At 68.0% G+C, this 12,564-nt stretch carries 9 protein-coding genes and 1 pseudogene; 5 read left to right on the top strand and 5 right to left on the bottom strand.

Going from position 1 to position 12,564, the window contains the following annotated elements; translation table 11 throughout:
• Positions 1 to 27: 27 nt before the first annotated feature.
• The 3 genes from embR to A5697_RS16630 all read right to left on the bottom strand — a co-directional run bounded on the left by embR (position 28) and on the right by A5697_RS16630 (position 4,979).
• Entirely contained in the window at positions 28 to 1,179 is a 1,152-nt protein-coding gene (gene embR, locus A5697_RS16640; protein ID WP_068011424.1) for an ATPase/transcriptional regulator EmbR, read from the bottom strand.
• A 138-nt stretch (positions 1,180 to 1,317) separates the two neighbouring features.
• Positions 1,318 to 3,225, bottom strand: a complete 1,908-nt coding sequence (locus tag A5697_RS16635) for an ABC transporter ATP-binding protein (RefSeq protein ID WP_068011423.1) — start codon at positions 3,223 to 3,225, stop codon at positions 1,318 to 1,320.
• The gene (locus A5697_RS16630) at positions 3,222 to 4,979 is read right to left on the bottom strand and encodes an ABC transporter ATP-binding protein (protein ID WP_067949365.1); all 1,758 of its coding nucleotides are present in this window, start codon (positions 4,977 to 4,979) and stop codon (positions 3,222 to 3,224) included. The genes A5697_RS16635 and A5697_RS16630 overlap by 4 nt, the downstream gene beginning before the upstream one ends.
• Positions 4,980 to 5,151: 172 nt before the next feature.
• Between A5697_RS16630 and A5697_RS16625 the strand changes: the two genes are divergently transcribed.
• Both A5697_RS16625 and A5697_RS16620 read left to right on the top strand, forming a co-directional pair.
• Positions 5,152 to 5,709: a DUF3558 domain-containing protein gene (locus A5697_RS16625; RefSeq protein WP_066952984.1), complete on the top strand. Its 558-nt coding sequence runs from the start codon at positions 5,152 to 5,154 to the stop codon at positions 5,707 to 5,709.
• On the top strand, positions 5,706 to 6,248 hold the full coding sequence (locus A5697_RS16620; RefSeq protein WP_068011422.1) for a DUF3558 domain-containing protein: 543 nt from the start codon (positions 5,706 to 5,708) through the stop codon (positions 6,246 to 6,248). Before A5697_RS16625 ends, A5697_RS16620 begins: the two co-directional genes overlap by 4 nt.
• Before the next feature lies 1 nt (position 6,249).
• Here A5697_RS16620 and A5697_RS16615 read toward each other — a convergent pair whose 3' ends face one another.
• Positions 6,250 to 6,750, bottom strand: a complete 501-nt coding sequence (locus A5697_RS16615) for a histidine phosphatase family protein (RefSeq protein WP_156673334.1) — start codon at positions 6,748 to 6,750, stop codon at positions 6,250 to 6,252.
• A gap of 284 nt (positions 6,751 to 7,034) precedes the next feature.
• Here A5697_RS16615 and A5697_RS16610 point away from each other — a divergent pair, with 284 nt between their 5' ends.
• The 3 genes from A5697_RS16610 (at position 7,035) to A5697_RS16600 (ending at position 12,144) form a co-directional block, all read left to right on the top strand.
• Positions 7,035 to 8,186, top strand: a complete 1,152-nt coding sequence (locus A5697_RS16610) for an exonuclease SbcCD subunit D (protein WP_068011421.1) — start codon at positions 7,035 to 7,037, stop codon at positions 8,184 to 8,186.
• Positions 8,183 to 10,804: an ATP-binding protein gene (locus tag A5697_RS16605; protein WP_068011420.1), complete on the top strand. Its 2,622-nt coding sequence runs from the start codon at positions 8,183 to 8,185 to the stop codon at positions 10,802 to 10,804. The genes A5697_RS16610 and A5697_RS16605 overlap by 4 nt, the downstream gene beginning before the upstream one ends.
• 98 nt (positions 10,805 to 10,902) lie before the next feature.
• Positions 10,903 to 12,144: an alpha/beta hydrolase gene (locus tag A5697_RS16600; RefSeq protein WP_068011419.1), complete on the top strand. Its 1,242-nt coding sequence runs from the start codon at positions 10,903 to 10,905 to the stop codon at positions 12,142 to 12,144.
• On the opposite strand, the pseudogene A5697_RS16595 reads toward A5697_RS16600, so the two are convergent.
• A pseudogene (locus tag A5697_RS16595) lies at positions 12,131 to 12,564 on the bottom strand (ABC transporter family substrate-binding protein); the annotation flags it as partial. The gene A5697_RS16600 and the pseudogene A5697_RS16595 sit on opposite strands and share 14 nt — an antisense overlap.

Here is a 12,564-nt window from a genome sequence, read left to right as displayed (position 1 = left end):
CAGCCCGACGCACGACAATCAACCGATTTAGCCCGGGGCGCTGTCGTCGTCCGCGGCGATTTGAAACGTGAATTCGTGGTCGCAGATGCGGACGTGGTCGCCGTCGCGCAGCGTGGCGGCGGAGCGGATCCGCTCGTGCTGCACATGCACCCCGTTGGACGAGCGGAGGTCGTTGATGATGAAGCTGGTGCCCGTGTCGACGATGACCGCATGGTGGCGGCTGACTTTGGGGCTGTCGAGGACGATGTCGTTGTCGCTTAGCCGCCCGATCCGGGTCGCCGCCGCTCGCAGCGGATAGCTGCGTCCCGAGGCCTCGTGCAGATAAGCGATGGCCTGCTGGCCGGACACCATCGTGTGCTGCTCGAGGACCGTGACCGTGTCGACGGCGGCGGTCTTGGCGGTTCGCTTCACGTCCAGCGGTTCTTGGCGCAGGATCTGCTCGTTGAGCGACCGCAGTGTCGGTCCCGGATCGATCCCCAGGTCGTCGGCGAGAGCGGTCTTGACGCGGCGGTAGGCCGCCAACGCGTCGGATTGTCGGTCGGTCAGGTAGTAGGCCGTGATCAACTGGGCCCACAGCGGCTCGCGGTAGGGATGTTCCGCGGTCAGCGATTCCAGCTCGGTGATCACGGCGAACGCACGCCCGCAGGCGATTTCGGCCTCCGCCTTTGCGCCATGGACCAGAATCTTTTCCTCGACAAGGGAAGTGGCGAAGGTGTCGACGAATCCGAACTCGCGCAGGTCCTCGAGCACCGGCCCGCGCCACTGTGCCAATGCCGCGGTCAAGTGCCGGCTGGCCTCTTCGAATCTGCCGGTGGCGGCGGCGTGCACGCCCGCCGTCTTTTCGGCGATGAACCGCCCCAGATCGCAAGCGTTTTCGGCGATGTTGAGCCGGTATCCGGGAGGCGCCGCCGCCAACGCCGCACGCGGGTCGATGCCGGCACCGCTGAGCAGCTTACGCAGGTTGGACACGTAGGAATGAATGCTGGCCCGCGCCCCCGACGGTGGCTTGTCGTCCCACAGGGCCGTGATGAGCCGGTCCACCCCCACCGGACTGTTCCGGTTCATCAGCAGCATAGCCAGCACCGCCCGCTGCTTGGGGGTGCCCAGGGGCACCAGCGTGCCATCGACGCTCATCTCCAGCGGTCCGAGCAGGCCGAGTTCGAGACGCTTGTCCACCATCGGTCCTTCCGGTCACTACCTTCGCCATTGTGCTGCAACCCTCACTGGGCCGACGCAATGACACTAACTTTTGGCACCGGCAGTGAAATGCGTTCCCCGCGACGCGATTGCGGCCAAGCCGTGCCGTGGGATCTCGCGCTATGCCCGTGTCATCGCGTAGTAGGCGCCTTGACGGGCCAACAGCTCGGCGTGACTGCCTTGTTCAACGATGCGGCCCGCCTCGACCACCACGATGCGGTCGGCATCGCGGATCGTCGAAAGCCGGTGCGCGATAATGAAGCTCGTCCGGTCTCGGCGAAGCTCGGACATGGCCCGGGCGATGAGCGCTTCGGTGCGGGTGTCGACCGAGCTGGTCGCCTCGTCCAGGATCAGTAGCTGTGGCCTGGCCAGAAATGCGCGCGCGATGGTGATGAGTTGCTTCTCGCCGGCGCTGATGTTGCCGCCCCCGCCGCTGATCCGCGTCTCGTAGCCCGCCGGCAGGGTGTGCACAAACCGGTCGACGTAAGCCGCCCTGGCGGCCTGCACCACCTCGTCCGCACTGGCGTCGGGCCGCCCGTATGCGATGTTCTCGGCGATCGTCCCGTCGAAGAGCCAGGTGTCCTGCAAGACCATGCCGATCCGGGACCGCAGCGACTGCCTGTTCACCGTGGTGATGTCGATCCCGTCGACCAGGATCCGGCCGGAGTCGACGTCATAGAACCGCATGAGCAGGTTCACCAACGTGGTCTTGCCAGCACCGGTGGGTCCGACGATCGCCACGGTGGTACCCGGCTCGGCCACCATCGACAGGTCATGGATCACCGGGATATCCGGGCGGTAGCCGAAGTTCACGTGCTGGAACTCGACGCGTCCCGCCGGCCGCGCGGCGTCGCCGTTGGGCGGCGCCAGGGTGGGTGCCGGATCCGGCGGTTCCTCGGGCTCGTCAAGCAGATCGAACACCCGCTCAGCGCTGGCCACCCCGGACTGCAGGGTGTTGTACATCCCGGCCACCTGGCTGATCGGGGCGTTGAACTGCCGGACGTACTGGATGAACGCCTGGATACCACCGAGAGTGATGTGGCCGGTGGCCACCTGCAGGCCGCCTAGCACGGCGACGGCCACGTAGCCGAGGTTGCCGATGAACGCCGTCGCCGGGGCCACCAGGCCGGAGAAGAATTGAGCGCCGAAGCTGGCGTGGTAGACGTCGTCGTTGCAGTCGCGGAAATGCTGGCGCGCCGCGGCCTGGTGGCCGAACGTCTTGACCACCGTGAAGCCGCTGTAGGTCTCCTCGATGTGGGCGTTGAGGCGACCGATGCTGGTCCACTGCGCCACGAACAGGCGCTGCGCGCGCCGCGCTATCGCGCGCGTCGCCATCAACGACAACGGCACCGTCACCACCGCGATCAGCGCCAACAGCGGCGAGATCGACACCATCATCGCCAGTACCGCCACCACGGTCAGGATCGACGTCACCAGCTGGCTGATGGTCATCGACAGCGACGACTGCACGTTGTCGATATCGTTGGTGACCCGGCTCAGCAGCTCGCCGCGCTGGCGCCCATCGAAGTACGACAGCGGCAGCCGGTGGATCTTGTCCTCGACATCGGAACGCAGCGCGACCATGGTGCGTTGCACGGTGACGTTGAGCAGCCGCGCTTGCGCCCAAATCAGCAGCGCCGAAATGAGATACAGGCCCAGCGCCAGGACCAGGGTCCGCACCACCGCGCCGAAGTCCACTCCTTTGCCCGGCACCACATTCATCCCCGACAGCAGGTCTGCGAAGGTGCCCTCGCCCCGGGCCCGGGCCGCGGCGACGGCCTGCGCCTTGGTGATGCCCGCGGGGAGCTGTCGGCCGAGCATGCCGTTGAACAGCAGATCCGTGGCGTGCCCGAGGATTCGGGGGACGACGACCCCGATCACCGTCCCCGTGACGCCCAGCGTGATCACCGCGGCGCTCAGCCGGCGTTGCGGCGCAAGCCGTTTCACCAGCCGGGCGGCCGAACCCCAGAAGTCGCGTGACCGCCCGGCCGGGGCCGGGGTCACCCCTCGGGTGGCCGTGACGGTCATGGGGCGCCCCCGGCCTGGCCTGAGCGCAATGCGCTCACCGACTGCGAGTCGGCGAACTCCGCGTAGGTGGCGCAGTCGGTGACCAGCGATTCGTGCGTGCCGGTGCCCACCAGCTTCCCGCCGTCGACGACGATCACCTGGTCGGCCTGGGCGGCGGTCGAAACCCGTTGGGTGACAACGATGACGGTGGCCTCGCCCGCTACCTGCTTGAGCGACGTCCGCACGCGCGCGTCGGTGTGCACGTCGAGAGCCCCGAACGAGTCGTCGAAGAGGTAGATGGTGGGGCGGCGGATGACCGCGCGCGCGATCGCCAGTCGCTGCCGCTGACCGCCGGAGAAGTTGATTCCGCCCTGGGCGACCCGCATTCGCAGCCCGTCATCGTGTGCGCGGACGAATCCATCGGCGTCGGCCACCCGCAACGCTTCCCACATCTCGTCGTCAGTCGCGTCCGCCTTGCCATAGCGCAGGTTGTCGGCCACGGTCCCGGAGAACAGATAGCCGCGCTGGGGAACCAGCCCGATCGCGGACCAGAGCCGCTCTGTGTGGTAATCGCGGACATCGACGTCGTCGATCAGGACGGCGCCGCCGGTCACGTCGTAGAGCCGGCAGATCAACGACACCAGCGTCGACTTTCCCGAACCGGTGCTGCCGACGATGGCCGTGGTGGTGCCGGGCAATGCCGTCAACGAAATGTCCTGCAGCACCGGGCTGTCGGCGCCCGGGTAGGTGAATCTCGCACCCGCCACGCGCACCACCCCGGTGATCCCGCCGGCCGGGAACACCGGCCGCGGCGGGTCGGTGACCGCGGACCGGGTGGCGAGCACCTCGGTGATTCGTTCGGCGCACACGGACGCTCGCGGGAGCACCACCAGTGTCATGGTCGCCATCAACACCGCCATGAGGATCTGGGTGAAGTAGGCCAAAAAGGCGGTCAGCGAGCCGACCTGCATTTGGCCGCGATCGATGCGCAGTCCACCGAACCAGATCAATGCGACGCTGGACACGTTGACGGTCAGCGTGGTCACCGGCAGCATCACCGCCTGCCAGTTGCCGGCGGCCAGCGCCGTGTTCGACAGGGCGGCGTTGGCGCGGGCGAATCGGTCGCGCTCGTAGCCTTCGCGGGCGAAGGCGCGGACGACCCGGACACCGGAAAGCTGGTCGCGCATCACCCGATTGATGCCGTCGATCAGGCCTTGCATCCTGCGGAACAGGGGCAGCATGTGCGACATCACCCAGTAATTGGCCACGGCCATGATGGGAACGCTCACCAGCAGCAGCCAGGTCAGCGCCGCCTCCTGGTGGATGGCCATCAAGATTCCGCCGATGCACATGATGGGCGCGGTGACCAGCACCGTGCTCGATATCTGAACCAGGTACTGGATCTGGCGGACGTCGTTGGTGCTGCGTGTCAGGAGCGTGGGTGCGCCGAAGCGGGCGGTCTCGTGCTCGGAGAAGGTGGTGATGTGGTCGAACATTGCGGCACGCAGGTCGCGACCGAAACCCATCCCGGTTCGCGAGCCGAAGTAGACCGCCGCGACCGCGCACAACGCCTGCAACCCGGTGACCGAGAGCATCACCATGCCGAGCCGGACGATGGTGGCCGTGTCGCCCTTGGCGACGCCCTCGTCGATGATCGCGGCGTTGACCGTCGGCAGGTAGAGCGAAGCCAGCGTGCTGGTCAGCTGGAGCGCCATCAGCACTGCGACCAGCCGCCGGTACGGCTGGATGTACTGGCGCAGCAGTGCCAGGAGCATTTCGTAAGGGTCGCATACGGCGCGTCCCGCGGTGGCCAGCAGCCACCGGATGGCCCAACCCGCGTGGGGGCGCCTGAAACGCCTGCTCAGGCGCGTCGGTGGTTGACCCGCTGAGCTGCCGCTACAGTGCATCGTGTGGACCGGCAGCAGGCTGAGCAGAAGCAGGGTAGCGGTGCGGCGTAACTCGAGGGCGCTGGCCGGTGCGGCGTTAGCCTTGGCGATCCTGGTCCCCGCGGTTGCGGCGTGCTCCGATTCGGGGGGCAACAAACCGGGCGCGACGTCGTCGACAGCGCCGGGGAATTCGGAGGGCCACCACGGGCCGATGTTTCCCCAGTGCGGCGGCATCAGCGATCAGACGGTGGCCGAGCTGACCAAGGTAACCGGGCTGATCAACACCGCACGAAACTCCGTCGGCTGCCAATGGCTGGCGGGTGGCGGCATCCTCGGTCCGCACTTCTCCTTCTCCTGGTATCGCGGCAGCCCGATCGGACGTGAGCGCAAGACCGAGGAGCTGTCGCGCGCCAGCGTCGATGACATCAACATCAACGGACACGGCGGCTTCATCGCGATTGGAAACGAGCCGAACCTGGGCGACTCGCTCTGCGAGGTGGGCATCCAATTTCAGGACGACTTCATCGAGTGGTCGATCAGCTTCAGCCAAAAGCCGTTCCCCCCGCCGTGCGACATAGCCAAAGAATTGGCGCGTCAGTCGATTGCGAACTCCAAATGACCAGAAGAAGCGTCCGCGCCGTGGTAGCCGTCTTGATCGCGGCCTTACTGGTATTGACCGGATGTTCGAGGTCCATCGCCGGCAACGCCGTGAAGGCGGGCGGCCCCACCCGCAACAACAACTCCCAGCAGCAGTATCCAAACCTGCTCAAGGAGTGTGAGGTGCTGACCAGCGACATCCTGGCCAAGACCGTGGGTGCCGACCCCCTCGACATCCAGAGCACGTTCGTCGGCGCGATCTGCCGGTGGCAGGCCGCCAACCCGGCCGGGCTGATCGACATCACCCGGTTCTGGTTCGAGCAGGGCAGCCTGAGCAACGAGCGCAAGGTCGCCGACTTCCTGAAGTACAAGGTCGAGACGCGCAACATCGCGGGAATCGATTCGATCGTGATGCGCCCGGATGACCCGAACGGCGCGTGCGGAGTGGCCAGCGACGCGGCCGGAGTGGTCGGCTGGTGGGTCAACCCCCAGGCGCCCGGCATCGACGCCTGCGGTCAGGCCCTCAAGCTGATGGAACTCACGCTGGCCACGAACTCGTAGCTCAGCGCGGCACCTCGAACCCGGTCAACTGCGCGTTACCGAGTTCGAGGTCTCCCCATCCGGACGTGACCGTGAGCACGGCGATCGCGGACGTCGGGAACTTGACCGAAATTCGTTCGGCCGCAGCGGTATCGGTGCCACTGCCAGCCAGGCCGAGGGCCACCGCGGACATCGTCGGTTCGTGACCGACGACGAGCAGAGTTTCGACTTCCTCGCCGACCGTGTTGATCTCCTCGATCATGGTCCCGGGCGTGGCGCCGTAGAGCCGCTCGCTGTACCGCACCGGGGCACCGATGCGCGTGTTGGCCAACGTCTGTCGGGTACGTGTCGCGGTGGAGCACAGCACGGCGTCGATCGCCGGCACGTTGGCGCGCAGCCAATCACCGGCGAGTCCGGCTTCTCGGATCCCGCGGGGCGCCAGCGGCCGGTCGTGGTCCGCGACCCCCGGTGGGTAGTCGGATTTCGCGTGGCGCATCAACAGCAACGTGCGCTGGTCTTTCACGGAAGCCACGCTAACCCCTATGCCGCGTCGTCGTCATCGTCGCCGTCAGGCAAAAGCTTTTCTCCGGTGGTGGAAGTTGTTGGTGCGGGGCCCCTGAAACCGCCACAGACGCACACTCGCGCTAGACCTTTCGCCCGTGCTCGCGAAACTCGCAATCGCGGCGCCCAAAGAATCGCAAAGCACCCGCTCGGAGACCTGCCGGGCGAGGTCCCGCGTCTTGTCGGTGCGCGGACTTAAGCTCGCAATGCCCTGGTAACCACGCAGTTCGAAAGGGGGCCACCGCCATGCGATTCCTGCACACCGCGGACTGGCAGCTCGGCATGACCCGGCACTTCCTCGCCGGCGACGCCCAGCCGCGATACTCCGCGGCCCGGCGGGATGCGGTGGCCGGTTTGGGGGCGCTGGCGGCGGAGGTGGGTGCCGAGTTCGTCGTGGTGAGCGGTGATGTCTTCGAACACAACCAGCTTCCCCCGCGGGTTGTCGGGCAGTCCCTGGAAGCCATGCGCGCGATCGGGATTCCCGTCTACCTGCTGCCGGGCAACCACGACCCGCTGGACGCGTCCTCGGTCTACACCAGCGCACTCTTCACCGCCGAACGCCCCGACAACGTGGTTGTGCTCGACCGGGCCGGCGTGCACCAGGTCAGGCCCGGGCTCGAGATCGTGGCCGCGCCTTGGCGATCCAAGGCCCCGACCACCGACCTGGTCGCGGAAGTCCTTGACGACCTGACGCCGGAACCGGTCACCCGAATCCTGGTCGCCCACGGCGGGGTCGACGTGCTGGACCCCGATCGCGACAAGCCTTCCCTGATCCGGCTCGCCGCGCTCGACGATGCCCTGGCGAACGGCACGGTGCACTATGTGGCACTGGGCGACAAGCATTCCCGCACGCACGTCGGCAACAGCGGCCGGGTTTGGTACTCCGGTGCGCCCGAGGTCACCAACTTCGACGATGTGGAATCCGACCCGGGGCATGTCCTCATCGTCGAGATCGACGAAGCCGATCCGCGCCGCGCCGTCACGGTGGACTCGCGGCATGTCGGCCGCTGGCGGTTCGTCACCATGCACCGACAGGTCGACACTCGCCGCGACATCGCCGACCTCGACGTCAACTTGGACTTGATGGCCGAAAAGGACCGCACCGTGGTGCGGTTGGCGCTCACCGGATCGCTGACGGTCACCGACCGCGCGGCGCTGGATGCCTGCCTGGACAAGTACGCGCGGTTGTACGCCTGGCTCGGCCTGTGGGAACGCCGCACCGACCTGGCGGTCATCCCGGCCGACGGCGAATTCAGCGACCTCGGTATCGGGGGATTCGCCGCCGCGGCGGTGGACGAGCTGGTGGCTACCGCGCGCGAGGGTGACTGCGACACCGCCGTCGACGCGCAGGCCGCGCTGGCGCTGTTACTGCGCCTCACCGATCGGGGCGCCGCGTGAAGTTGCACCGCCTGACCCTGACGAATTACCGCGGTATCACGCATCGGGAGATCGAGTTCCCCGACCATGGCGTCGTCGTGGTGTGTGGCGCCAACGAGATCGGCAAGTCGTCGATGGTCGAGGCCCTGGACCTACTGCTGGAGTCCAGGGACCGCTCGACGAAAAAGGAAGTCAAGCAGGTCAAACCCACCAACAGTGATGTCGGCTCCGAGGTGAGCGCCGAATTGAGCTGTGGCCCTTATCGATTCATCTACCGGAAGCGGTTCCACAAGAAATGTGAAACCGAGCTGACGATTCAGGCCCCGCACCGCGAGCAGCTCACCGGCGACGAGGCGCACGAACGCGTCCGCGCGATGCTGGCCGAGACGGTGGACAGCGACCTGTGGCATGCCCAGCGGGTGCTGCAGTCCGCGTCGACCGCGGCGGTGGATCTGTCGGGCTGCGACGCGCTCTCGCGCGCGCTCGATGTCGCGGCAGGCGACTCCGGGGCCCTGTCGGGCACCGAGCCACTGCTCATCGAGCGGATCGACGCCGAATACGCACGCTATTTCACCGCCACCGGGCGTCCGACGGGCGAATGGGCCGCCGCGATCACGCGACTGGCCGACGCAGAAGCCGCGGTCGCCGAGTACGCGGCGGCGGTCGCCGAGGTCGACGAGCGGGTGTGTCGCCATGCCGTCCTCACCGAACGCGTCGCGGAGTTGTCGCAGCAGCGCATCGCCGCCCGCCCCCGGCTCGCCGCGGCGCAAGAGGCCGCGGAAAAGATCGACGAACTGACCAGTCAGGCGCGCGAGGCCGAGTTGATCGCGGCCGCAGCGGCGGCGACGAGCGCCGCCGCGACAACCGCCCACCACTCACGGCTGCAACTCCTCGCCGAAATCAGCACCCGCACAACCGTTGTCGCTACCGCCGAAGCCGAAGCGCAGGCCGCCGCCGACGCGTGCGACGCGGCGCGCGCCGGGGCCGAGGCCGCCGACGCCGCGGCCGAGAAGGCCGCCGCGGCGCTTGCCGACCTGCAGTCCCGCGTCGAATCCGCCCGGCGCGCCGTCGCTCAGCAAGCCGACCGCGAAGAAGCCGACCGGTTGAGCGCCCGAGTGGCCAAGATCGAGGCCATCCTGCGGGACCGCGATCAAGTGTGTGCGGCACTCAGCGAGATCGCCATCACCGAGCAGTTGCTGCGGCGAATCGAGAACGCCGCCGCCGCAACCGATCGCATCGGCGACCAGTTGGCGTCGACGTCCGCCGCGGTCGAGTTCGCCGCCGCCGCGGACATCGAGCTCACCATCGGTGAGCAACGAGTGTCTTTGGCCGCGGGTCAAACCTGGTCCATCACGACCACCGGACCCACCTCGGTCCAGGTCCCCGGCGTGCTGACCGCGCGGATCAGTCCGGGCGCGACAGCGCTCGATGTCCAAGCGAAACACACTGCCGCACAAGAAGAATTGGCCGCCGCATTATCCGCTGCCCGAGTGGCCGACCTCGCCACCGCTCGATCCGCCGATCAGCATCGCCGCGAACTGCAGGGCAGCCGCGACCAGCTGAGCGCAACGCTGGCCGGCCTGTGCGGTGACCAGGAGATCGACCAGCTACGCACGCGACTCGCAGGGCTGCGCGCCGGGCAGCCGGCCCAGGCCGGCCTCCCCCCGGCGGACATCGGCGCGGCCCGGGACGAACTCGATGCACTCGAGAAGGCTCACCTGGTCGCGATGGCGGAGTGCGACGACCACCGTCGGACCGCCACCGCCGAATCCGCTCGGCTCACCGAGTTGGCGACCCGCGCAACGGTTCTCCGCAACAACTTGGAGACGCAACGCGGCGAGCTCGACGCCGCCACCGACAGGCTGGCCCGGGAGCGGGCGTCGGCCGGCGATGACGAACTCGCGGCCTCGGCGGACGCGGCGCTGCAAGCGGCGCGGGCCGCCGAACATCGACACGCCGAGCTCGCCGCCGGGCTCGCGGCGGCGAATCCGGATGCGGTGCACAGCGAATTAGCCTCTGCTACAAAGGAAGCCGAGGAACTGCGCGAACGCTACGAAGAGGCGGCGCGCGCATTGCGCGAGATCACCATCGAACTCTCGGTGTTCGGTAGCGAGGGGCGCCAGGGCAAGCTCGACGCCGCGGAAACCGAACGGGAACACGCCGCCAGCGAGCACATCCGGGTCGGCGGCCGGGCCCGTGCGGCGCGGCTGTTGCGATCGGTCATGACACGCCACCGCGACACCACTCGGCAGCGGTACGTCGAGCCCTACCGGGCGGAACTGGAGCGGCTCGGCCGGCCGGTGTTCGGGCCCACGTTCGAGGTCGACATCGACAGCGACCTGTGCATCCGTAGCCGCACGCTCGACGGCGTCACGGTGCCCTACGAATCCCTCTCGGGCGGTGCCAAGGAGCAGCTCGGCATCCTGGCGCGACTGGCCGGCGCCGCCCTGGTCGCCAAGGAAGACGCCGTTCCGGTGGTGGTCGACGACGCGCTGGGGTTCACCGATCCCGACCGGCTGGCGAAGATGGGCGAGGTCTTCGACACGGTGGGCACGCACGGTCAGGTGATCGTGCTCACCTGCAGTCCCGACCGGTATGACGGCGTCAAGGGCGCGCACCGCATCGATCTCAGCGCCTAGCGCCAACCCGCTGAGCTGCCTCGAACGCCGGCTGTGGACCGCTGCGACGGTGCCCGCCGGCCGTCCCGGCAGAATGGGACCATGGCGGGCCGACACCGATGACGATGAATGCCAAACGGCGCCGGGTTCAGGAGAAGCTCGCGGCGTTACCGGGTGTGCGACCCGTGCGTCGGCCGATCTCGCCGGAGACCAGCGAAGAGTTCGATCTGTACTACGTGCGCACCGGCCGGAAGTCGGCGCACCCGCTGGTCATCATTCCGGGCGGTCCCGGTGTGGCGTCGGTGCAGATGTACAAGGGCCTGCGGCGCCGCGCGGCCGCGGCCGGCCTGGACGTCATCATGATCGAACACCGCGGGGTGGGTATGTCGCGCCACGACGATTTGGGCGCGGACCTGCCCCCCGAAGCGATCACCGTGAACCAGGTCGTCGACGACATCGCCGCCGTGCTCGACGACGCCCACGTCGAATCGGCCGTCATCTACGGCGCGTCGTATGGCACCTACATCGCCTCCGGGTTCGGTGTGCGCCATCCCGGCCGGGTGCGGGCGATGATCCTCGACTCTCCGCTGCTGTCGCGGCATGACATCGTGATCGTGCGCCGCGCGATCCGTCGGCTGCTGCTCAGGGGCGATAGCCCTGAAACCGCGGCGCTGGCGCCCAAGATGCGCAAACTCGTCGACGCCGGAGTGATGACCGCGGCGAATACCCAAGTCGTGGCGACGATCTACGGCTATGGCGGCGCCGACCTGCTCGAGCGTGAACTCGACCTGCTGCTGAATGGCCGAAAGCTGTTGTGGTGGGTCATGTCCCGGTTCACCACCCTGAGCAACCTGCCGTATCGCTACGAGGAAGACCTGGTGAGCCGCATCGCGTTCCGCGAACTCAACTACGCCGCCGAACCCGACGGGCTTCCGCTGGACCCGGCCGTGGCGGAACGCGAGGCGCGCACGCAGACGGCGACTTTCGAGGACGAGCCCTATGACCTGGTGGCCGAGATGCCCCACTTCGGGTGGCCCACCGCGGTGGTTTCCGGGGGCCGCGACCTCATCACGCCGCCGGCGGTCGCCGAGCGCGTCGCCGCACTGCTGCCTCACGCGGTGCTGTTGAAGCTGCCCACCATGGCGCACAGCGCGCTGGACTTCCGCGAGCCCGCCGCGATCGCGATCGCCCAGGCGGTGTCGCGCGGCGAATTCGACGGGCTCGCCGCGAAAGCCCAGGCGCTCGACGCGCTTCCGCCGCGCCCCGAGCTGCGCCTGCTGTGGAAGGCGATCGGGGTGGCGGCCGCGGTGGAGGGCCTCCTGCCGATCCCGGCGCCGCTGCGGCGGGTCAGCGGCGCATGAACCCGATGGCGGTGTAGCGCAGGTCGCCGAGCCCGGCGGCACCGAAATTGGCCAGAGTGCTGCGCACCGCGACGTCGCCCGGCGATTGCGTCAGCGGCAGGCTGAACCCCTCGGCCCAAATGAGTTTGTCGAGATCGTTGGCCAACTCCTGCGCCTTGCCGGGGTCGAGCTCTTCGAGGGTCCGCTCGATCGCCGCGTCGATTTGCGGGCTGCCGATCTTGCCGAAGTTGCTCTCGCCGCCGGATAGGTAGATCTGGGTCAGCGCCGACAGCGGGAACGCATCGCCGAGCCAACTGAATTGGGCGATGTCGAAATCCCCGACGTTGATGTAGTTGGTGAAGAACCCGCTGCCGGCCCTGGCGACGAGGTTTAGCTTGACGCCGATCTGGGCGAGACTGTGCTGCGCGATCTGGGCGAACT

The organism is Mycobacterium sp. E3251, from assembly GCF_001666835.1.
In the GTDB taxonomy this organism is placed as follows: Bacteria; Actinomycetota; Actinomycetes; order Mycobacteriales; family Mycobacteriaceae; genus Mycobacterium.
This window is presented reverse-complemented; position numbering and strand designations above follow the sequence as displayed.

Coding starts and splice junctions, on each gene's coding strand:
- A5697_RS16630 (WP_067949365.1), bottom strand. CDS start 4,979: ATGCTCCTGGCACTGCTGCGCCAGTACATCCAGCCGTACCGGCGGCTG.
- A5697_RS16620 (WP_068011422.1), top strand. CDS start 5,706: ATGACCAGAAGAAGCGTCCGCGCCGTGGTAGCCGTCTTGATCGCGGCC.
- A5697_RS16600 (WP_068011419.1), top strand. CDS start 10,903: ATGACGATGAATGCCAAACGGCGCCGGGTTCAGGAGAAGCTCGCGGCG.
- embR (WP_068011424.1), bottom strand. CDS start 1,179: ATGGTGGACAAGCGTCTCGAACTCGGCCTGCTCGGACCGCTGGAGATG.
- A5697_RS16610 (WP_068011421.1), top strand. CDS start 7,035: ATGCGATTCCTGCACACCGCGGACTGGCAGCTCGGCATGACCCGGCAC.
- A5697_RS16635 (WP_068011423.1), bottom strand. CDS start 3,225: ATGACCGTCACGGCCACCCGAGGGGTGACCCCGGCCCCGGCCGGGCGG.